The sequence below is a fragment of the Streptomyces sp. NPDC050508 genome (genome assembly GCF_040655155.1).
In the GTDB taxonomy this organism is placed as follows: Bacteria; Actinomycetota; Actinomycetes; order Streptomycetales; family Streptomycetaceae; genus Streptomyces.
This window is the reverse complement of record NZ_JBFAJJ010000006.1, coordinates 265294-286522: the sequence shown is the minus strand read 5'-3', so window position 1 is coordinate 286522 and position 21229 is coordinate 265294. Positions and strand designations below refer to the sequence as shown.

General features: G+C 69.6%; 16 protein-coding genes. 13 read left to right on the top strand and 3 right to left on the bottom strand.

Annotation, left to right across the window (positions count from 1 at the left end; all coding sequences use genetic code 11):
- The first annotated feature begins 21 nt into the window (after window positions 1-21).
- From AB0I69_RS19565 to AB0I69_RS19545, 5 genes are all read left to right on the top strand, one after another.
- On the top strand, window positions 22-1065 hold the full coding sequence (locus tag AB0I69_RS19565; RefSeq protein WP_363096876.1) for a 3-isopropylmalate dehydrogenase: 1044 nt from the start codon (window positions 22-24) through the stop codon (window positions 1063-1065).
- A gap of 292 nt (window positions 1066-1357) precedes the next feature.
- Window positions 1358-2446 (top strand): branched-chain amino acid aminotransferase, encoded by a 1089-nt coding sequence (locus AB0I69_RS19560; protein ID WP_363096875.1) that lies wholly within the window; start codon window positions 1358-1360, stop codon window positions 2444-2446.
- Window positions 2447-2527: 81 nt separating this feature from the next.
- Complete coding sequence (locus AB0I69_RS19555; RefSeq protein WP_363096874.1) at window positions 2528-3598, top strand: hypothetical protein; 1071 nt, start codon at window positions 2528-2530, stop codon at window positions 3596-3598.
- 33 nt (window positions 3599-3631) lie between these two features.
- Entirely contained in the window at window positions 3632-4951 is a 1320-nt protein-coding gene (locus AB0I69_RS19550; protein WP_363096873.1) for a lysine 2,3-aminomutase, read from the top strand.
- An 87-nt stretch (window positions 4952-5038) separates the two neighbouring features.
- Window positions 5039-5236, top strand: a complete 198-nt coding sequence (locus tag AB0I69_RS19545; RefSeq protein WP_363096872.1) for a hypothetical protein — start codon at window positions 5039-5041, stop codon at window positions 5234-5236.
- On the opposite strand, the gene AB0I69_RS19540 is transcribed toward AB0I69_RS19545, so the two are convergent.
- Window positions 5214-6659, bottom strand: a complete 1446-nt coding sequence (locus AB0I69_RS19540) for a cytosine permease (protein ID WP_363096871.1) — start codon at window positions 6657-6659, stop codon at window positions 5214-5216. The genes AB0I69_RS19545 and AB0I69_RS19540 overlap by 23 nt on opposite strands.
- Window positions 6660-6776: 117 nt before the next feature.
- Between AB0I69_RS19540 and ureA the strand changes: the two genes are divergently transcribed.
- From ureA to cimA, 6 genes are all read left to right on the top strand, one after another.
- The gene (ureA, locus tag AB0I69_RS19535; RefSeq protein WP_363096870.1) at window positions 6777-7457 is read left to right on the top strand and encodes an urease subunit gamma; all 681 of its coding nucleotides are present in this window, start codon (window positions 6777-6779) and stop codon (window positions 7455-7457) included.
- Complete coding sequence (locus AB0I69_RS19530) at window positions 7454-9127, top strand: urease subunit alpha (protein ID WP_363096869.1); 1674 nt, start codon at window positions 7454-7456, stop codon at window positions 9125-9127. The genes ureA and AB0I69_RS19530 overlap by 4 nt, the downstream gene beginning before the upstream one ends.
- A gap of 24 nt (window positions 9128-9151) precedes the next feature.
- A complete protein-coding gene (locus AB0I69_RS19525; RefSeq protein WP_363096868.1) occupies window positions 9152-10165 on the top strand; it encodes an agmatine deiminase family protein in 1014 nt (337 codons plus the stop codon).
- Between the two features lie 17 nt (window positions 10166-10182).
- Entirely contained in the window at window positions 10183-10785 is a 603-nt protein-coding gene (locus AB0I69_RS19520; RefSeq protein ID WP_363096867.1) for a TetR/AcrR family transcriptional regulator, read from the top strand.
- A 123-nt stretch (window positions 10786-10908) separates the two neighbouring features.
- On the top strand, window positions 10909-12168 hold the full coding sequence (locus AB0I69_RS19515) for a hypothetical protein (RefSeq protein ID WP_363096866.1): 1260 nt from the start codon (window positions 10909-10911) through the stop codon (window positions 12166-12168).
- Between the two features lie 309 nt (window positions 12169-12477).
- Entirely contained in the window at window positions 12478-14082 is a 1605-nt protein-coding gene (cimA, locus tag AB0I69_RS19510) for a citramalate synthase (RefSeq protein WP_363096865.1), read from the top strand.
- 111 nt (window positions 14083-14193) lie between these two features.
- Here the strand turns inward: cimA and AB0I69_RS19505 are convergent, their stop codons facing one another.
- Window positions 14194-16062, bottom strand: coding sequence for a ricin-type beta-trefoil lectin domain protein (locus AB0I69_RS19505; RefSeq protein WP_363096864.1), 1869 nt, complete (start codon window positions 16060-16062; stop codon window positions 14194-14196).
- 134 nt (window positions 16063-16196) lie between these two features.
- Here AB0I69_RS19505 and AB0I69_RS19500 point away from each other — a divergent pair, with 134 nt between their 5' ends.
- The gene (locus AB0I69_RS19500) at window positions 16197-19208 is read left to right on the top strand and encodes a glycoside hydrolase family 3 N-terminal domain-containing protein (RefSeq protein ID WP_363096863.1); all 3012 of its coding nucleotides are present in this window, start codon (window positions 16197-16199) and stop codon (window positions 19206-19208) included.
- Between the two features lie 131 nt (window positions 19209-19339).
- Window positions 19340-20698 (top strand): hypothetical protein, encoded by a 1359-nt coding sequence (locus tag AB0I69_RS19495; RefSeq protein ID WP_363096862.1) that lies wholly within the window; start codon window positions 19340-19342, stop codon window positions 20696-20698.
- A 100-nt stretch (window positions 20699-20798) separates the two neighbouring features.
- Here AB0I69_RS19495 and AB0I69_RS19490 read toward each other — a convergent pair whose 3' ends face one another.
- A complete protein-coding gene (locus AB0I69_RS19490; RefSeq protein WP_363096861.1) occupies window positions 20799-21221 on the bottom strand; it encodes a MarR family transcriptional regulator in 423 nt (140 codons plus the stop codon).
- Window positions 21222-21229 lie beyond the last annotated feature (8 nt).

The following is a 21229-nucleotide window of genomic DNA, read 5'->3' as shown; positions in this document are numbered from 1 at the left end:
ACGCGGAGTACGGTGTCCGGCATGTCTCGCAGCATCGATCTCGCAGTGATCCCCGGTGACGGCATCGGTCAGGAAGTCGTGGCCGAAGGTCTCAAAGTCCTCTCCGCCGTCCTTCCGCAGGACGTGAAGCTGGAGACCAAGGAGTTCGACTTCGGCGCCCGGCGCTACCACGCCACCGGTGAGACCCTCACCGAGGACGACCTGGCCGCGCTGAAGCCGCACGACGCGATCCTGCTGGGCGCGATCGGTGACCCGTCGGTCCCGTCCGGTGTGCTGGAGCGCGGCTTCCTGCTGAAGCTCCGCTTCGCCTTCGACCACCACGTGAACCTGCGGCCGAGCAAGCTGCTCCCGGGAGTGGCGACCCCGCTCGCCGGTGAGCCGGAGATCGACTTCGTCGTGGTCCGCGAGGGCACCGAGGGCCCGTACACCGGCAACGGCGGCACCATCCGCAAGGGCACCGAGCACGAGGTCGCCACCGAGGTCTCCGTCAACACGGCCTTCGGTGTCGAGCGCGTCGTCCGTGACGCCTTCGCCCGCGCCCAGGCCCGCCCCCGCAAGAAGCTCACGCTGGTCCACAAGAACAACGTGCTGACCTTCGCGGGCCACCTGTGGACGAACGTCTTCAACAAGGTCGCCGCCGAGTTCCCCGAGGTCACCACCGACTACATCCACGTGGACGCGGCGACGATCTACCTCGTCACCGACCCCGCCCGCTTCGACGTGATCGTCACCGACAACCTCTTCGGCGACATCATCACCGACCTCGCCGCGGCCGTCTCCGGCGGCATCGGCGTCGCCGCGAGCGGGAACATCAACCCGTCCGGCGAGTTCCCCTCGATGTTCGAGCCCGTGCACGGCTCCGCGCCCGACATCGCGGGCCAGGGCAAGGCCGACCCCACCGCCACGGTCCTGTCCGTCGCCCTCCTGCTGCGCCACCTCGGCTACGAGTCCGAGGCCGTCCGCATCGAGGACGCCGTCTCCGCCGACCTCGCGGAGCGCACCGGCAAGCCCGCCCGCAGCACCACCGAGATCGGCGACGCGCTCGCCGTACGAGTAGCCGGCTGACCCGCCGCTTCACTCGAAAAACTCTCGCAGTATTTCGAAGCCGCCGGGTCGCAACCGCACCCGGCGGCTTTTCTTACGTCCCCGCCGGGTGCCACCATCATCCCTGGGTCGCATTCACGCCGTTTCTCCCCCACTGCTAAACGCGTGGGTGGTGCCCCCATCGGTCCACCACGCGCGATAATCGAACGCGGAGCCGCGGAATGAGGGAATGCTCGGACGTCCTAACACTGGCCACTGGCAGTCGAGGGCGTGAGCGCGGCCCGTCACACACAACCGGTGAAGGACAACCAACATGACGACGCCCACGATCGAGCTCAAGCCCTCGGCCTCGCCACTTTCCGCCGCCGAGCGCGACGCGATTCTGACGAACCCCGGGTTCGGCCGCTACTTCACCGATCACATGGTGACGATCAAGTGGACCGAGGGCCGCGGCTGGCACGACGGCCAGCTCGTGCCGTACGGCCCGCTCTCCCTCGACCCCGCGAACATGACCCTGCACTACGGGCAGGAGATCTTCGAGGGACTCAAGGCCTACCGGCAGGCCGACGGCTCCGTGGCCACCTTCCGCCCCGAGAGGAACGCCCGCCGCTTCCAGACCTCCGCCCGCCGGATCGGCATGCCCGAGCTGCCGGTCGAGACGTTCATCGAGGCCTGTGACCTGCTGGTCCAGCAGGACCGCGACTGGATCCCGCCGCACGGCGGCGAGGAGTCCCTGTACCTGCGCCCGTTCATGATCGCGACCGAGGTCGGCCTGGGCGTGCGGCCCGCCAACGAGTACCTCTTCCTCGTCATCGCCTCCCCGGCCGGCGCCTACTTCCCCGGTGGCGTGGAGCCCGTCTCCATCTGGGTCTCCGAGGACCACGTCCGCGCCGTCCCCGGCGGCGTGGGCGACGCCAAGACCGGCGGCAACTACGCCGCCTCCCTCCTCGCCCAGGCCGAGGCCGCCGAGCAGGGCTGCGCCCAGGTCTGCTACCTCGACGCGGTCGAGCGCAAGTGGGTCGAGGAACTCGGCGGCATGAACCTGTACTTCGTCTACGGCAACCGGATCGTCACCCCGACCCTGACGGGCTCGATCCTGGAGGGCATCACCCGCGACTCCCTCCTCACCCTCGCCCGCGACCTCGGTTACGAGCCCGAGGAGGGCCGCGTCTCCGTCGACCAGTGGCAGCGCGACTCCGCGAACGGCACCCTGACGGAGGTCTTCGCCTGCGGTACGGCCGCGGTCATCACCCCGGTCGGCACGGTCAAGCGCACCGGCGCCGAGTGGACGCAGTCGGGCGGCCGGCCCGGCGAGGTCACCCTCCGCCTGCGCGAAGCCCTCCTCGACATCCAGCGCGGCGACACCGCCGACCAGCACGGCTGGATGCACAAGCTGGGCTGAGCCCGACGGCCGGAACCCTGTTCGACGCGTAGCTCCTCCCCCGTACGGGTATCTCCTGAATCCACGGGGGAGGGAGTACGGGTGAACGGACGGTCGCCGCTGGCGAGGCCGCGCTGGCTGCTCCGCGCCCTGCGCACCCCGCGCCGCCCGCAGAGCCTCACCGTGCTCCTCCTGCTCGCCGCCGGCGCGGGCCTGTTGCTGTGGTTCGCCAAGCACATGGACAACTACGGCGAGAACCTCGCCCTCAACCTGGGCACCGACATCGTCGGCGTCGTCATCACCGTCTTCGTGATCGGCCCGCTGATCTCCCGCGCCCAGGAGGGCAGGGTCCGCGAGCACACCCGGCTCGACTACGAGTGGTTCAGCGCCCAGGTCTACGGCTCGACCTCGAACGTGAAGGTGCTGGACACCTTCTCCAACCTGTTCGGCCCCCAGTACTCCGAACGCCTCTTCCGCGGCATCAGGTCCGCGACCGCGCACGGCGCCCGGGTCCAGATCCTGCTCCTGGACCCCGACTCCCTCGCCGTGATCCTCCGCGGCCGTGAACTGGGCGAGCAGAGCGCCGACATCCGCCGTGACATCCTGCGCAACCTGCGCACGCTCGGGCACTTCGCCCGCCGACTCGACGACACCTCACGGCAGTTCCTCGAAGTCCGGCTCTGCTCGACCTCCCCCGGCGTGACCCTCTACCGCTGGGACGAACGCTCGCTGGTCTCCTTCCTCACCGTCGGCCGTCTCTCCGGTGAGGGCGTCCAACTCGAAGTCGCCGTCCGCTCCCCGCTCGGCGCCTTCGTCGAGCAGCGCTTCGACGAACTGTGGCAGCAGAGCAAGCCGATGGAACGGTTCACCCATTTCCCGGTGACCCTCGTCGACGCGACCGACGGCCGCCGCGAGTTCACCTGTCGCTTCGTCTACGTCGACGACTGTCTGTACATCGCCGGGCCCGACGTCGTCTCGTACATGGCACGCCACCGCCTCGACCAACTCACCGCGTTCAGCGAGGCATTGAACGTGCCGGGCGCCCATGAGCTGATCGTCGTCGACGACGAGAGCGAGCTGCATGAGCTGCTCAGGCAGAACTTCGCGGAGAAGTACGATGCGTCGGCGACCGCATTCGTCGAGTTGCGGCCGGCGGTCCTGGTCACGGAATAGCGGTCCCGGTCACGGAATAGAGGCCCTGCACCAATGAGTTCAGCGCTCCACCTCGCTCCCTCCACGAGCACCCGATTTCGCGCCTTCACACCCCGTGACCTGGACGGCCTGCTGAAGCGCGTGTCCCTGTCGGCCACCGAACGGCTCGCCCTGCGGGCCGTCTCCTCGGTCCTGCCGTTCCGTACGAACACGTATGTCGTGGACGAGTTGATCGACTGGGCGGCGGTACCCGACGACCCGATCTTCCGGCTGACGTTCCCGCAGGCCGGGATGTTGCCCGAGCCCGATCTCAAGCAGATGGCGGACCTCCTCTCCCAGGAGGCGCCCAAGGCCGAAGTCCTGCGCGCGGCCCACGAGATCCGGATGAAGCTGAACCCGCATCCCTCGGGCCAGTTGGACGCCAACGTGCCCACGCACGAGGGGGAGCGCCTCGCGGGCCTCCAGCACAAGTACCCCGAAACGGTGCTGATCTTCCCGCGCCAGGGCCAGACCTGCCACGCCTACTGCACGTACTGCTTCCGCTGGCCCCAGTTCGTCGGCGAGTCCGAACTCCGCATCGCCACCGACGACATCGGCACGACCACCTCCTACCTCAAGGCCCATCCCGAGGTCACCAGCGCGCTGATCACCGGCGGCGACCCCCTGGTCATGAGCACTGAGGTCTTGACCCGCTACGTCGCCCCCCTCCTGGAGATCGACACGATCCGCTCGATCCGCATCGGCACCAAGTCCCTGGCCTTCTGGCCGTACCGCTTCACGACCGACCGGGACGCCGACGACCTGCTGCGCCTCTTCGAAAAGGTGGTGGCGAGCGGCCGACACCTGGCGTTGATGGCCCACTTCACCCACCCGCAGGAGCTGCGCCCGCCCGTCGTACGGGAGGCGATGCGCCGGGTACGGGGCACGGGCGCCGTGATCCGCTGTCAGGGCCCGCTGGTGGCCGGCATCAACGACAGCGCCGAGGCCTGGGCCGAGCTGTGGGACGAGACGACCACGCTCGGCGCGGTGCCGTACTACCAGTTCGTGGAGCGCGACACCGGCCCCCAGGGCTACTTCGGCGTCCCCCTGGCCCGCGGCCACCAGATCTTTCGCGACGCCTACGCCCGCGTCTCCGGCCTCGCCCGCACGGTCCGCGGCCCGGTCATGTCGGCGATGCCGGGCAAGGTCTGCGTCGACGGCATCGCGGAGGTGGCGGGCGAGAAGGTCTTCGTCCTCCACCTGATCCAGGCCCGCGACCCCGCCCTCGTGGACCGGCCGTTCTTCGCCGCGTACGACGAGGGCGCGACCTGGTTCAGCGACCTGAAGCCCGCTTTCGGCGCGAGCCGGTTCCTGCCGGGCCTTGAGGCCGGCTGAGGCGAGAGCCGCCTTCGCTTTTTCCCAACGGTAGGGCGTGTCTGTCCGCCGATGGTCTGCTCACCCGTACGGAGAGGTCAACTTGTCATGCGCGCAAACGCTCAGCTCCTCTTGGCCTGGGGTTGTGTGGTGTTGTTGGTCAGTTTGCTGGTCGGCGCCTGCGCCGCGCTGCTCGCGCTGAAGGAGGAGAAACCCTGGCCGGGAGTGGTCCGGTCGGCGGCCGTCGCGGTGGGAGCCACACTCGCGCTCGCGCTCTCCATCCTCAAGGCCGTGGGCCTGCCGTAGCGCCCCGTCGCGCTGCGGGCAGGGGCGAGATGCCCGGGCCTGTGGTTGCCCACGGCGTGAGCAGCAGGTACAGCAGCCCGCCCACCACGCCCGACAGCACGAAACTGCAGTCCACCCCCCGGGTCAGCGACAGCAATGGTCCCTCGTAAGACGGCAGGGACACGGCGAGCAGCCCGACCCCCGCCCCCACCGCCCAGGAGATCACCGCCGGGACATTCCAGCCCGCCCGGTACCAGTAAATTCCGCCCCGGGAGCGGCGGTTGAAGACCTGGAGGGCGTCCGCGTCGTACATTCCCCCGCACCGCACGAAGCCGATCAGCGTGATGACCGCCCACGGTGTGCCGATCGCCGTCAGCAACAGTACGAAGGACGTCATCGCCGACTGCGCGTTCCAGGCGTAGTGGCCGACGAACACGCACACCGTGGCGACGACCGCGACCGCGCACGTGGCCCGCGCCCGGGACGCGCGGGGCAGGATCGCGTCCAGGTCGAGGCCCATGGAGTAGAGCATCAGCCCGGCGTTGCCGACCGAGCCCGCGGAGGCGGCGAGGAGGAGTGGGACGAGGTACCAGGTGGGGGATGCCGACACCAGCGGGCCCGCGTAGTCGAGGGCCGCCCGCGCCCCGTACGCCGTGAACGTGCCGAAGAGCTGGGGGACCAGGAGACCCGCGATCAGGCCGAGCCAGGTCGCGTGCAGGACCGTGCGGGAGGTGTGGCGGGCCGGGGAGATGTAGCGCGTGTAGTCGCCCAGCAGGGTGATGAAGGCGATCGGGCCGGACAGTCCCGCCGCCACCGTCGCCAGACACCACGTCGGCCAGAACCCGCCCAGCAGATAGCCGCCCGTCCCCGGCAGCGCGCCCGTCGAGAAGTGCGGGGCGTACGCGACCACGCCCAGGATCAGCAGCGCCGTCATGCCGACGGAGAGCACGCGGGACATCGCGAGCAGCACCCGGTAGCCGTAGACCGCGCCCGCGACGGTCGCCCCGGCGAGCAGCGCGTACACGACGGCGTACGACGCCCCGCCCGCCGGCAGCCCGAACAGCCGGTGCAGCACGCCCACCATCACATCGCCGCCGATCCACACGGTCAGCGCGGTGTAGCCGAGGGCGAGGAGCAGGCCCACGACCGAGCCGACCAAGCGGCCCCGCACCCCGAACTGGGCGCCGGACGACGTCGACAGGTTCGTGGCGGTGCGCAGGGAGACCAGTGCCAGCGGGGCCGTGAACAGCGTCCCGACCACCGTGCCCGCGACGATCGAGGAGACGGAGGCCCACCAGCCGAGGCCGAAGGACGGCGGCAGCCAGCCGAAGATGATCACGCCGAGACAGAGGTTGGAACCGAGCAGGATCGACACGAGGTCGCGCGGACCGCTGGTGCGTTCCGCGTCGGGGATGGTGTCGACTCCGTGTTGTTCGATCGGCATGGTGGGCCATCTCTTTCTTAGAGTGACGTTCAATGTGAACCGAGAGGTGGTCGCGCGTCAACCATTCCAGAGATGGGTTTTACGGTTTAGAGTGATGCTCTAAAGAAGGGATGTGGGATGAGGCTGACCCCGACGGAACGCGACCGGCTGCTGCTCTTCTCGGCCGCCGAACTGGCCCGCGCCCGCAAGGCGCGCGGCCTGAGACTCAACGTGCCGGAGGCCACCGCGCTCATTGCGGACACGGTGTGCGAGGCGGCCCGTGACGGCGCTCGACTCGCCCTCGCGATCGAGCGTGCCCGGTCGGTCCTGGGGCCGGACGACGTCCTGCCGGGTGTCGCCGATGTCGTCACCGAGGTGCATGTCGAGGCCGTTTTCGACGACGGTTCGCGGCTCGCGGTGGTCTCGGATCCGATCGGCGGCGGCCTGGGGGACGGGGCTCCGGGCGCGCTGCTGCCGGGGCCCGTGCACGCCGAGCCCGAGGCCGTCGTCCGGGTCACGGTCACCAACACCGCGACCGTCCCCGTCTCCGTGACCTCCCACTTCCACTTCTTCGAGGCCAACCCGCGCCTCGACTTCCCCCGCGCCGAGGCCTACGGCATGCGCCTCGCCGTACCCGCCGGATCGTCCGTCCGCTTCGGCCCGGGCGAGACCGCCGACGTCGGCCTGCTGCCGATCGGCGGCGAGCGGATCGCGATCGGTTTCGCGGGCCTCGTCGACGGACCGCTGGACGCGCCGGGCGCCCGCGAGGAGGCCCTGCGGCGGGCAACTGCCTGCGGTTACCTGGGAGTTGAGCTGTGAACCCGTACGAGTACGCCGCCACCCACGGCCCCCGTGCCGGCGACCGGGTCCGCCTCGGCGACTCGGGGCTGACCATCCGCGTCGAGTCCGACTCCCAGCGCTACGGCGACGAGTTCCTCGCCGGGTTCGGCAAGACCGCCCGCGACGGACTGCACCTCAAGGCCGCCGCCGTGCGTGACACCTGCGATGTCGTGATCAGCAACGTCGTCGTGATCGACGCGGCGCAGGGCATCCGGAAGGTGTCCATCGGGATTCGGGAGGGGCGGATCTGCTCCATCGGGCGGGCCGGGAACCCCGACACCCTCGACGGGGTCGACGTCGTCGTGGGGACGGGCACCTCGATCGTGTCCGGGGAAGGGCTCATCGCCACCGCCGGGGCCGTCGACACGCACGTACATCTCCTCTCGCCGCGCATCATGGAGGCCTCCCTCGCCTCCGGCGTGACCACGATCATCGGGCAGGAGTTCGGCCCGGTGTGGGGCGTCGGCGTCAACTCGCCCTGGGCGCTGCGGCACGCGTTCAACGCCTTCGACGCCTGGCCGGTCAACATCGGCTTCCTGGGCCGGGGTTCGTCGTCCGACGCGGCCCCGCTGGTGGAGGCCCTCGCCGAGGGTGGCGCGTCCGGCTTCAAGGTGCACGAGGACATGGGCGCCCACACCCGCGCGCTGGACACCGCGTTGCGGGTCGCCGAGGAGTACGACGTCCAAGTCGCCCTGCACAGCGACGGGTTGAACGAGTGCCTGTCCGTCGAGGACACCCTGCGGGTGTTGGAGGGGCGGACGATCCACGCCTTCCACATTGAGGGCTGCGGCGGCGGACACGTGCCGAACGTCTTGAAAATGGCCGGAGTTGCCAACGTCATCGGCTCCTCCACCAACCCCACCCTCCCCTTCGGCCGGGACGCGGTCGCCGAGCACTACGGCATGATCGTCTCCGTCCACGACCTGAAGACCGACCTGCCCGGCGACGCCGCGATGGCCCGCGACCGCATCCGCGCCGGGACGATGGGCGCCGAGGACGTGCTGCACGACCTGGGCGCGATCGGCATCACCTCGTCCGACGCGCAGGGCATGGGCAGAGCGGGCGAGACCGTGCGCCGTACGTTCGCCATGGCCGGGAAGATGAAGGCCGAACTCGGCGCCCCGGACGTCGGCCACGACAACGAACGCGTCCTGCGCTACATCGCCAAGCTGACCATCAACCCCGCCATCGCGCACGGCCTTTCGCACGAGGTGGGCTCCATCGAGGTGGGCAAGCTGGCCGACATCGTGCTGTGGCGGCCGGAGTACTTCGGCGCGAAACCGCAGCTCGTCCTGAAGTCCGGGTTCCCGGCGTACGGCGTGGTCGGCGACCCCAACGCGGCGACCGACACCTGCGAACCCCTTGTCCTGGGACCGCAGTTCGGCGCCCACGGCACCACACCCGCCGACATCTCCGTGGCGTTCGTCGCGCAGGCCGCCCTCGACCAGGGCAACGACTCGATGCCAACTCGCCGTAGACGCGTGGCAGTTCGCGGCACCCGGGGCATCGGTCCCGCCGACCTGCGCCTCAACTCCCGTACCGGAGCGGTCGATGTCGATCAGCGCACCGGCCTGGTCACCCTCGACGGCGAACCGCTGCGCTCCGAGCCGGCCGAGTCCGTCTCCCTCAACCGCCTCTACTTCCTCTAGTACGCAGACGACCTAGGACTTCTGATGAGCTTCCGAATGCCTCCCGAGTGGGCCCCGCACGAACGCACCTGGATGGCCTGGCCCGGACCCAACCCGACCTTCACCAACGCCGAGGAGCTGGCGGAGGCCCGCGTCGCCTGGGCGTCCGTGGCCCACGCCGTACGCCGCTTCGAACCGGTGACGATGGTGCACGGGCCGGGTCAGGGCGCGTCGGCGCGCGAACTGCTCGGCCCGGACGTGGACCTGTTCGAGCGTGAGCTGGACGACGCGTGGATGCGGGACATCGGCCCCACCTTCGTCACCGATGGTCGTGAACTGGCCGCCGTGGACTGGACGTTCAACGGCTGGGGCGGCCAGGACTGGGCCCGCTGGGAGCACGACGCGAAGATCGGCTCGCACGTCGCGGACCTCGCCGGCGTGAAGACGTACACCTCGAAACTCGTCAACGAGGGCGGCGCGATCCACGTCGACGGCGAGGGCACGGTCCTGCTCACCGAAACGGTCCAGCTCGGCGCCGGCCGCAACCCCGGCTGGACGCGCGAGCAGGTCGAGGCGGAGATCCACGCCAAGCTCGGCACCACCAAGGCCATCTGGCTCCCGCACGGCCTCACCGGCGACTACGGCGTCTACGGCACCCAGGGCCACGTCGACATCGTCGCGGCCTTCGCCCGGCCCGGCACCGTACTGGTCCACAGCCAGCGCGACCCGGCCCACCCGGACCACGCCCGCTCCCAGGAGTACCTCGCGCTCCTCAGCGCCGAGACCGACGCGAAGGGCCGCCGCCTGGAGGTCGTCGAGGTCCCCGCCCCGACCGTGCTGGAGGCCGACGGCCACTGGGCCGACTACTCCTACATCAACCACTACCTCTGCAACGGTGGGGTCGTGCTCTGCGCCTTCGACGACCCGCAGGACGAGATCGCCGCCGGGATCTTCCGCCGCCTCTTCCCCGAGCGGACGGTGACCCTGGTGGACGCCCGTACGATCTTCGCGGGCGGTGGCGGCATCCACTGCATCACCCAACAGCAGCCGAAGATCTAGGACCGGAGGAGCCAGGAATGGCCGGTGCGCGGAAGAACGCGCCGCCGCGCGAGGACGTGCTCGCCGCCGCGATGCGCATGATCGCCGAACACGGTCTGGAGCAGCTCACCATGGCGGCGCTCGGCCGCGAGGTCGGCATGAGCAGCGGCCACCTCCTCTACTACTTCCACTCCAAGGACGAACTGCTGCTCCAGACCCTGGAGTGGAGCGAGGGCAGGCTGGGCGCCGAGCGCGGACGCCTGCTCACCCGCACGGGGGCCACGGTCCGCGAGCGGGTCGACGCGTACGTCGACCTGTATGTCCCGGACGGTCACCGCGACCCGCACTGGACGCTGTGGCTGGAGGTCTGGAACCGCTCGCAGAACGCCGACGAGGCGGCCCGCGACCGGCAGGCCGCCATCGAGGGTGTCTGGCACCGCGACCTGGTCGCGCTGATCGCGGAGGGCGTGTCACGGGGTGAGTTCCGGGCCGTCGACCCGGACCGTTTCGCCACCCGTCTCCGTACCCTCCTCGACGGCTTCTCCCTCCATGTGGCGATCGGCCTGCGGGGGACGGACCGGGCGCAAGTTCTCGGCCACGTAAGGGAGTTCATCGACGAGGGGCTCCTCGCGGACGCGTGACCTTCCGCCCCGGTTGTACGCAATAAGGCCGATTGACCATGTGGTCGGTGGTGCGTTTGCCTCGGAGGGAGCCCTCGCCGCAAGGGCCCGGGGGAAGACAAGGTTTCGGGGGGAACCATGTTCATGTCCACACGCATCACCGTCGGCCTCTCCGCCGGCGTCGTGCTCGCCTGCACCACGGTGACCGCGACCGCCGCACCGCACGCACCCCGCATCGAGCGGGTCAGCACCGGCACACACCACACGCAGGCCGACGGTGCCTCCGTCGCGCCCGCGATCAGCGCCAACGGCCGCTATGTGGCGTTCAGTTCGGCCGCGGCCAACCTCATCCCCGGCGACCGGAACGGCGTCGCCGACATCTTCGTCCGCGACCTTCGCACCGGGCGTACCCAGCGCATCGCCGAAGGCCCGGCGAGCGATCCCGCGCTCAGCGCCGACGGCCGGTACGTCGTCTTCGCCACGAAGGCCGCACTCGTGAAGGGGGACCGCAACGACGACACCGACATCTACCTGCGCGACCTGAAGACCCACCGCACCGAGCGCATCAGCACCGGCCACGCGGCGATCCCGCCCCGCTACCAGCTGAACTACGAGCCCAGCATCAGCGGGAACGGCCGCTACGTCGCCTACAGCACCGCGGCCGAGGACGCCGCGCCCGGTGACACCAACGGCCGGGACGACGTGATCGTCCACGACCGCAGGACCGGCCGGAACGAACTGGTCCAGTTCAACACCGACGGCACCGAGGGCGACAGCGACTCCTTCCAGGCCACGTTCGGCACCGACGGCCGCTACGTGGCGTTCGTGACGGCGGCCCAGCTGGACCCGGCGCACGACTGGACCCACGGCACGAACGTGTATGTGCGCGACCGGGCCAAGGGCACCACCGAGCAGGTCAGCATCCCCACCCGCTTCGTCTACAAGAACGGCTCGTTCGGACCGTCCATGAGCGCGAGCGCCCGCCTGGTCGCCTTCTCCTCCAACGTCGACAACCTCGTCCCCGGCGACACCAACAAGACGACCGACGTCTTCCTGTTCGACCGGAAGGCGCGGACGACCGTCCGGCTGAGCACCGCGGCCGACGGCACCCAGGCCGACCGCCCGAGCCAGGGCGTGAGCCTGAGCGCCAACGGCCGCTACGCGGCGTTCAGTTCGGCCGCCACGAACCTCGTCCCCGGCGACACGAACGGCGTCGCCGACATCTTCGTCAAGGACCTCCGCACCGGGGCGATCCACCAGCTGACCGGCGGTGCCGACGGCGCCTCGGGCACCGTCGCCCTCGACGCGGACGGCCGTACGGCCGCGTTCTCGTCCACGGCCACGAACCTCGTCCCGGGCGACACGAACGGGGTCTCCGACGTGTTCGTACGCCGGCTGAGTTGATCAACCGACTGTTCGCATCATGAGACGGACGGTGAGCGCGGCGGTGGTCTGTGCCAGACTGCCACCGTGCTCTCGTTCGCCACGATTATTGGCAGCAGGCGCGCCGGTCCGCAGTGACCGCCACGTACGACCACGTACGGGCGGCCATCGTCGTCCTCGACCCGCGCGCAGACCTCTCGCACCCGCGAGGGGTTTTTCGCTTTTCTGGCCCACCTTCAGCCGGGAGCGCAGCGCGAGGGATCATTGGGGAACGGTGGAGCCGGTCATTCCGGTACAGACCGAGATCCAGATTCTCAGGAGCCAGAGACCATGACGGAAACCAGCGAACTCGACGATTCGTTCCACGTCTTCGACACGACCCTGCGTGACGGCGCGCAGCGGGAGGGCATCAACCTCACCGTCGCGGACAAGCTGGCCATCGCACGGCACCTGGACGACTTCGGCGTTGGCTTCATCGAGGGCGGCTGGCCGGGTGCCAACCCGCGGGACACCGAGTTCTTCGCCCGCGCCAAGCAGGAGATCGACTTCAAGCACGCCCAGCTGGTCGCGTTCGGCGCCACCCGCCGCGCCGGCGCGAAAGCGGCCGAGGACCCGCAGGTCAAGGCACTCCTGGACTCCGGCGCCGACGTCATCACCCTGGTCGCGAAGTCCCACGACCGCCATGTCGAACTGGCCCTGCGCACCACCCTCGACGAGAACCTGGAAATGGTCCGGGACACCGTCTCCCACCTCACCGCCCAGGGCCGCCGCGTCTTCGTCGACTGCGAACACTTCTTCGACGGCTACCGCGCGAATCCCGAGTACGCGAAGGCGGTCGTACGGTCCGCCGCCGAGGCCGGAGCCTCCGTCGTGATCCTCTGCGACACCAACGGCGGGATGCTCCCGGCGCAGGTCCAGGCGGTCGTCTCCACGGTCCTCGCCGACACCGGCGCCCGGCTCGGCATCCACACCCAGGACGACACGGGCTGCGCGGTCGCCAACACCCTCGCCGCCGTCGACGCGGGCGCCACCCACGTCCAGTGCACGGCCAACGGCTACGGCGAGCGAGTAGGCAACGCCAACCTCTTCCCCGTAGTAGCGGCCCTGGAGCTCAAGTACGGCAAGAAGGTCCTCCCCGACGGCAAGCTCCGCGAGATGACCCGCATCTCGCACGCGATCGCCGAGGTGGTGAACCTGACCCCCTCCACGCACCAGCCGTACGTAGGAGTGTCCGCCTTCGCCCACAAGGCGGGCCTGCACGCCTCCGCGATCAAGGTCGACCCGGACCTGTACCAGCACATCGACCCCGAGCAGGTCGGCAACACCATGCGGATGCTGGTCTCCGACATGGCGGGCCGCGCGTCGATCGAGCTCAAGGGCAAGGAACTCGGCGTAGACATCAGCGGCGACCGCGAACTGGTCGGCCGGGTCGTGAACCGGGTCAAGGAACGCGAACTCAAGGGCTACACCTACGAAGCGGCCGACGCGTCCTTCGAACTCCTCCTCCGCGCCGAGGCGGAGGGCAAGGCCCGCTCCTACTTCGAGGTCGAGTCCTGGCGCGCGATCGTCGAGGACCGCCCCGACGGCACCCACGCCAACGAGGCCACGGTCAAGCTGTACGCCAAGGGCGAGCGCATCGTCGCCACGGCGGAGGGCAACGGCCCGGTCAACGCCCTGGACCGCGCCCTCCGCGTAGCCCTGGAGAAGATCTACCCCCAGCTCGCCAAGCTCGACCTGGTCGACTACAAGGTCCGCATCCTGGAAGGCGTCCACGGCACGTCCTCCACGACCCGCGTCCTGATCTCCACGTCCGACGGCACGGGGGAGTGGTCGACGGTGGGCGTCGCCGAGAACGTCATCGCCGCGTCGTGGCAGGCACTGGAGGACGCGTACACATACGGCTTGCTGAGGGCAGGCGTAGAGCCGGCGGAGTAAGAGCCCCGAACGCCGGAGGAGCTGATCTTCAGCCCCTCCGGCGTTTGAGGAGCGGGGTCTGGGGCAGAGCCCCAGAAGGATGGGACGGGTAGGGGCGGCGGGGGCGAAAACCTACTGCAGATGCCACTTCTGATTGGCAGCCCCGGTACACGTCCAGATCTGCGCCCGAGTCCCGTTCGTAGACGTGTTGCCCGTGACATCCAGGCACTTGTTCGCCGCCGTGTTCACCAAATCACCGGTCGACGAGTTGTACGACCACTGTTGCGCGGCGGTTCCGTTGCAGTCGTACAACTGCACCTTCGCCCCGTCCGCCGTCGAAGCCGACGTCACGTCAAGGCACTTGCCCAGCGAACGCACCGTTCCGTCGGTTCCCACGGTCCACTGCTGGGCCGTCGAGCCGTTGCAGTCGTAGAGCTGGACGGCCGTGCCGTTGGTGGTCGAACCCCCGGCCACGTCGAGGCACTTGCTCGCGAGGCCCACGAAGGCGCCGGTCTGGCTGCCGCTGCCGGACTGCGTCCCCGTCCAGGTGAACGTCGCGGACGTCTTGCCGGGCAGGGAGTAAGTCGCGTGCTGGCCACCCCAGTTGATGGTCACCGTCTTCGCCGTGGACGCGTCGTTGTACGCGATCAGCGCCTTCGAACCGTCCGGGTTGCGCCACGCCACGTTCGGCACGTTCGTGGACGCGGTGGAAGCGATCCGCTGGGCGCCGGGGCGGACGAACTTCGTCAGCTGGCCCATCGTGTAGTACTCGACGGTGTAGTCGACGGTCCCGCTCGCGCTGTCGCCGTTGTGCACGGTGATCAGGCCCGTGCAGGTGCCGCAACCGCCGTTGTGCGGGCCCATGTTCTGGTCCACGGCGAGGGACCACTTGGTCACCGACTTACCCCAGTTGCGGGTGTAGTCGATGATGTTGTTCATGTCGTCGTGCTGCTGGTTCGTGACCCAGGTGCCGCCCGAGTGCTCGGTGTCGAAGGCGTCCAGCGTCGGGTACTGGTTGTGGATGGTGGTCTGCTCGGCGACGTCACCGCCGTAGCCGTGCCAGGCGATCCCGCCGAAGTTGGGGTGGTTGCGGATCGTGGCGTCGTTCACGAGCGCGGACGCGTAGGAGTCGTAGACGTCCCAGTTCCAGTCGTGCGCGAGAACCTTGGTGGTCAGTCCGGCCGACTGGAGCTGCGGCAGCAGGTCGTTGGCCAGGAAGTACTGCAGCCCGGAGGCGTTCCAGCTCATCGACGGATAGCCGGAGCAGCAGGTGGGCTCGTTCTGCGGGGTGACGTACGAGACGTTGACGCCCTGGTTCTTGTACGCCTGGAGGTACTTGACGAAGTAGTTGGCGTAGGCCGCGTAGTCCTCGGACTTCAGCCAGCCCCCGTTGAGCGAACCGCTGTCCTTCATCCACGCCGGTGCCGTCCATGGCGAGGCCATGACAGTCAGAGACGGGTTCAGTGAGAGCGCCTGCTTGGTGAGCGGCACGACGTCCGCGAGGTCGTGCGCGATGGAGAACGAGGTCAGGTTCGGGTCGGTCTGGCCGGCCGCCACGTCGTCGTACGAGTAGCCGTACCGGGCCAGGTCCGACGCGCCCATCGGGTTGCGCAGGAACGACAGGCCGATCCCGTCCGTGGGCGAGAACAGCTTGGTCATGGTCGCGTTCCGGGTCGCCGCCGACAGCGCGCCGCTGCTGTTCATCAGCCAGGCCGCCGTGTCCGTGAAGGACGCGCCACCCCCGGTGAACGTCTGGTAGCGGGTGTTCTCGTCGACGGTGATGTTCTCGCCGCTGCCGCCCGTCCCGGACGAGAAGGCGAACGGAGTCTGGGCCTGGAGGCCGCGCGTGACATGGCGTCCGGCGGCGTCGTCGGTGGTGGTGAGCCAGGCCGTGACCTGTTCACCGGCCGCGTGGGCGGGGGGTACGGCCGCGGTGAAGCCGGCCACGGAGAGCAGTCCGGCGAGCAGCAGCCGGGCCGTGCGGGGGGTTCTCCTGGACATGGATGCGTTAGCCCTTCCTGACGAGATGTCTTGACGGGTCTGCGGGCCGTTAGTTAACTCACGGCGTGATCTAAGTCATGAGTGAACTGTGCGAACCCAGAGTGAACCAGAGCCTCAGAGCCGAGGGAAGGTCCATGCCAAGAACCGCCCTGCTCGTTTCCACCGCACTGTGCGCCGCGCTGCTGACACCGGCCGCCGTGACCCAGGCGTCCGCTGCCGACGACCCCGCACCCACCCCCGTCGACCGCTTCGAGGGCGAGGTGCCCTTCGCGAGCCAGCCCGCCGAGGGCATCTTCACCTGGGGCGGTGACACCGACGACCCGCCCCAACTCGCCCTGACCGCGAGACCGGACGCCCCCGAGGGCGAACACGTACTCTCCGGCACCTACGACATCAGCGGCTACGGCGGCTTCACCCACGACTACGCCGCGACCGCGCCCGGCCACGACTGGTCGGCGCACAAAGGCATCCGGTTCTGGTGGGACGGCCAGAACACCGGCAAGGCGACCAACTTCGAGATCAAGGACGGTGGCACGAACGGCGAGGCCTCCGAGCTGTGGACGACGTCCTTCACGGACGACTTCACCGGCTGGAAGCAGATCGAGATCCCGTTCACGAACTTCGTCTACCGCACGGACTACCAGCCCGTCGGCGGCATCGACCACGTCCTCGGACTCACCCAGATGTGGGGCTACGCGGTCACGCTCCCCGTCGGCGTGAAGAGCCAATTCGCCATGGACGACGTCGAGTTGTACGGCAAGGCCGACCAGTCCCTGCGCGCCTCCGTCACCACCGACTCGGCCGTCTACCCGGTCAAGGAGGGCGGTACGGCCACGGTCAAGGTCACCGTCGCCACCACCGGCGCCGTCCCGCTCGACGACCCGGTGACCGTCGCCTACGCGTCCGACGGCGGCACCGCCACCTCCGGCAAGGACTACACCCCGGTCTCCGGCACGCTCACCTTCCCGGCGGGCACCGTGTCCGGCGCCACCCAGACCGTCAAGGTCGGCACGCTCAAGGACAGGTCGGCCGAGAACGCCGAGACGATCCCGCTGAAGCTCACGGTCACCGGCGCCAAGGCCCCGACCGAGACCCCGCAGGTCGTCATCGACGCGCACGGACTGCCGTACCTGGACAGCAAGTTGCCGATCAAGAAGCGCGTCGCCGACCTGGTCAAGCGCATGTCGCTGGAGGAGAAGGCCGGGCAGATGACCCAGGCCGAGCGCGGCGGCGTGGGGACCGGCGGGGACATCGCCACCTACGACCTCGGCTCACTGCTCTCCGGCGGCGGCTCGACCCCGACGCCCAACACGGCAGCGGCCTGGGCGAAGATGATCGACTCGTTCCAACTCCGGGCGCAGGCAACCCGGTTCCAGATCCCGCTGATCTACGGGGTCGACGCGGTCCACGGCCACAACAACCTGGCCGGTGCCACGATCATGCCGCACAACATCGGCATCGGCGCGACCCGCGATCCCCAACTCGCCCAGAAGACAGGCGCGGTGACGGCCAGCGAGGTCCGCTCGACCGGCGTCCCGTGGGACTTCGCGCCCTGCCTCTGCGTCACCCGTGACGAACGCTGGGGCCGCTCCTACGAGTCCTTCGGTGAGGACCCGGCACTCGTGCAGTCCATGGAGACGATGATCCAGGGCCTCCAAGGAGCCGCGAACGGCAAGCAGTTGAAGGACGACGACAAGGTCCTCGCCACCGCCAAGCACTTCGTCGGCGACGGCGGTACGGCCTACGGCTCCTCCACGACGGGCACGTACACCATCGACCAGGGCGTCACCACGGTCACCCGCCAGCAGCTGGAAGCCATCCACCTGGCCCCCTACCAAACAGCGGTGGACCGGGGCATCGGCACGGTCATGCCGTCCTACTCCTCGCTCGACATCGTCGGCGACGGCCTGGGCCCGGTGAAGATGCACGCCCGCGCCGACATGATCAACGGCGTCCTCAAGAACCGGATGGGCTTCGACGGCTTCGTCATCAGCGACTGGAACGCCATCGACCAACTCCCCGGCGACTACGCCGCGCACGTCGACACGGCGGTCAACGCGGGCGTCGACATGATGATGGTCCCGTACAGCTACAAGGACTTCAGCTCGACGCTCATCGCCGAGGTGAAGGCGGGCCACGTCACCGAGAAGCGGATCGACGACGCCGTATCCCGCATCCTCACCCAGAAGTTCAAGCTCGGCCTCTTCGAGAAGCCGTACGCCGACACGAGCAACGCGGCGCAGATCGGCTCGACTTCGCACCGGGCCGTGGCGCGGCAGGCGGCGGCCGAGTCGCAGGTGCTGCTGAAGAACGCGGGCGGCGTGCTCCCGCTGAAGAAGTCGCAGAAGGTCTACGTCGCCGGTTCCAACGCCGACGACCTCGGCAACCAGACCGGCGGCTGGACCATCACCTGGCAGGGCTCGTCCGGCACCAACACCACCGGCACGACGATCCTCCAGGGCATGAAGAACGCCGGCGGTGACGTCACGTACTCCAAGGACGCGTCCGCATCCACCACCGGTTACGACGTTGGCGTGGTCGTCGTCGGCGAGACCCCGTACGCCGAGGGCATCGGCGATGTCGGCAACGGCAACGACCTGACGTTGACCCCCGCCGACCAGGCAGCCGTGGACAAGGTGTGCGCGGCGATGAAGTGCGCGGTGCTGATCGTCTCCGGGCGCCCGCAGCTGATCGGCGACCGGCTCCCCAAGATCGACGCCCTGGTGGCCTCCTGGCTGCCCGGCACGGAGGGCGACGGCGTGGCCGACGTCCTCTACGGCAAGCGGTCCTTCACCGGTCAACTCCCGGTCACCTGGCCGAAGTCGGAGGCCCAGCTGCCGATCAACGTCGGCGACACGTCGTACGATCCGCAGTTCCCGTACGGCTGGGGTCTGACGACCGTGACGAAGACGCCGACGGGTGGCGCGTCCACGTTGAAGGCGCTGGAGGCCGCCGCGGGGAAGGCACGCTCGGCGGAGACGGGCAAGGCGCTCGTCACGGAGGCGCGGCTGATCGTCCAGCAGAAGGTGGGCCAGAACATCACGGCGGCGGTGTCGAAGCCGTTCGCCGACGCGGACCATCTGCTGCTGACCGGGAAGTACGCGGCGGCTGTGAAGAAGCTGGAGGAGGCGTACAGGGCGGCGTGAGCCAGCCGCTGTAGGGGCGCGAGGGCTGTCGGTCGGCTGCGGCGACGTCGTGGCTGATCGCGCCCACGCGGCGGAGCCGCATATCGATACTTCCCCGCGCCCCTTCAGGGCGCTTCGGCTAGCGTCGGATTATGAAGGCTGTCGCTTGGAGCCGAAGCCTCCCGGGGCTGCTTGTGGCCCTGCTGCTCACCGCGCTGACCATGGCGTCCCCCGCCGCCGCGGACACCGGCGTCTCGACGATCGGCCGGGCCCTGCGCGGGGGCCCGGTCTACGTCGACCCGGCGGCCTCCGGGCTGTCGTCCGCCGACGCCGACGCGCTCGCGCAGCGGATCAAGAAGGCCGACAAGCCGGTGTTCGTCGTGGTCCTCCCCGCCGACTACCCGACGGCGAACCTCTTCACGAACCTCCGCACCGCCACCGGCATCACCGGTCTCTACGCGATCCGCCTCGGCGACCGTTTCGACGCCCGCGCCGACTCCTCGGTCCTGTCGAACAGTGCCGTGAAGAACCTGGTCAGCAGCGTGCAGGGCGAGGACGCGAAGACCCAGCTCGACGACTTCACCGACCGAGCGCTCGCCAGCATGGGCGGCTCGGCGCCGTCGTCGTGGGGCGGCTCCTCGGACGGTGGCGGCGGAGTCTCCGGTACGGCGTTGATCGTCGCTGGCGGGGTCCTGGTGGCCGGTGGCGCGGGCGCGTACACGCTGGTGAAGCGCGGCCGTCGCCGCCGCGAGGAGGAGCAGCGCGCGGCACTCGACAAGCTGCGGGTGGTCGTCGACGAGGACATCACGGCATTCGGCGAGGAACTGGACCGCCTCGACTTCCACCCGGCCGAACCGCGCGCCGACGACGCGATGCGAGCCGACTACGAACGCGCCCTCGACGCATACGAACAGGCGAAGACGTACATGGCGGCGGCCACGAAACCCGAGGACGTCCGGTCGGTCACCCAGGCCCTGGAGGACGGCCGCTTCTCCCTCGCCCAGCTCGCCGCCCGCCGCGAGGGCCGCCCGCTGCCCGAACGCCGGGCCCCCTGCTTCTTCGACCCGCGCCACGGCCCGTCGGTCGCCGACGCCACCTGGACACCGTCCGGCGGCGCACCCCGCGAGGTCCCGGTCTGCGCGGCCGACCAGACCCGCCTCGCCGACGGCCACGACCCGATGATCCGCGAGGTCGACACCGACTACGGCCGCCGCCCCTACTGGGACGCGGGCCCGGCCTACGGCCCCTGGGCAGGCGGCTACTTCGGCGGCGGCCTCCTCCCCGGCCTCCTCGTCGGCACGGTCCTCGGCAGCATGATGTCCGCCCCGTCCTACGCCTCCGACTACGGCACCGGTTACGGCGACTTCGGCAGCGCCGGCTACGACGGCGGCGACGTCTCCGGCGCGAACTTCGACCCCGGTGACTTCGGCGGAGGCTTCGGCGACGGCGGGGGAGGGGACTTCGGGGGCGGCGACGGCGGTGGCGGAGGAGACTTCGGCGGAGGCTTCTGAAGCGCTCACAGACCTCACGGACCCATCGCAACTCCGGTCAGGGCAACTCCCTAAGGGGCGCGGGGAACTGCGCGACCAGCCCCCACCGGCCCGCAGCCAATCAACTACCTGCGAGCCGTTCCATCAACGCCGCCGCCAGCTCCAGCACCCCTCTCTCCGTCGTGCTCAGCGACGCCAACGCGTCCGCCAGCCACACATCCCGCTCGACCATGTCCTGATCCAGCGCCCTTCGCCCCTCCGCCGTCAGCGTGAGTACGGACTGACGCCGGTCCACGGTGCCCGGCTCGCGCGCGATCAGCCCCTCCGCCTCCAGTTCGGCGAAGACCCGCGTGAGGGACTGCGGTCGCTGCCGCTCGGCCGCCGCGATCTCGCCGGGCGTCGCGGAGCGATGCCGGTGCAGATGACCGAGGACGATCAGCTGGTTCGGAGTGAGCCCGGCCTCGTTACCGCGCTCCTGCCGTAGCCGCCGGTTCAGCCGTACGACACCACGACGGATCCGGGCGGCCTCGGAGAGATGATCCATGTCAGACA

Coding starts and splice junctions, on each gene's coding strand:
- AB0I69_RS19515 (WP_363096866.1), top strand. CDS start 10,909: ATGTCCACACGCATCACCGTCGGCCTCTCCGCCGGCGTCGTGCTCGCC.
- AB0I69_RS19540 (WP_363096871.1), bottom strand. CDS start 6,659: ATGCCGATCGAACAACACGGAGTCGACACCATCCCCGACGCGGAACGC.
- AB0I69_RS19495 (WP_363096862.1), top strand. CDS start 19,340: ATGAAGGCTGTCGCTTGGAGCCGAAGCCTCCCGGGGCTGCTTGTGGCC.
- AB0I69_RS19525 (WP_363096868.1), top strand. CDS start 9,152: ATGAGCTTCCGAATGCCTCCCGAGTGGGCCCCGCACGAACGCACCTGG.
- ureA (WP_363096870.1), top strand. CDS start 6,777: ATGAGGCTGACCCCGACGGAACGCGACCGGCTGCTGCTCTTCTCGGCC.
- AB0I69_RS19550 (WP_363096873.1), top strand. CDS start 3,632: ATGAGTTCAGCGCTCCACCTCGCTCCCTCCACGAGCACCCGATTTCGC.
- AB0I69_RS19560 (WP_363096875.1), top strand. CDS start 1,358: ATGACGACGCCCACGATCGAGCTCAAGCCCTCGGCCTCGCCACTTTCC.
- AB0I69_RS19565 (WP_363096876.1), top strand. CDS start 22: ATGTCTCGCAGCATCGATCTCGCAGTGATCCCCGGTGACGGCATCGGT.
- AB0I69_RS19545 (WP_363096872.1), top strand. CDS start 5,039: ATGCGCGCAAACGCTCAGCTCCTCTTGGCCTGGGGTTGTGTGGTGTTG.
- AB0I69_RS19490 (WP_363096861.1), bottom strand. CDS start 21,221: ATGGATCATCTCTCCGAGGCCGCCCGGATCCGTCGTGGTGTCGTACGG.
- AB0I69_RS19505 (WP_363096864.1), bottom strand. CDS start 16,062: ATGTCCAGGAGAACCCCCCGCACGGCCCGGCTGCTGCTCGCCGGACTG.
- AB0I69_RS19500 (WP_363096863.1), top strand. CDS start 16,197: ATGCCAAGAACCGCCCTGCTCGTTTCCACCGCACTGTGCGCCGCGCTG.
- AB0I69_RS19520 (WP_363096867.1), top strand. CDS start 10,183: ATGGCCGGTGCGCGGAAGAACGCGCCGCCGCGCGAGGACGTGCTCGCC.
- cimA (WP_363096865.1), top strand. CDS start 12,478: ATGACGGAAACCAGCGAACTCGACGATTCGTTCCACGTCTTCGACACG.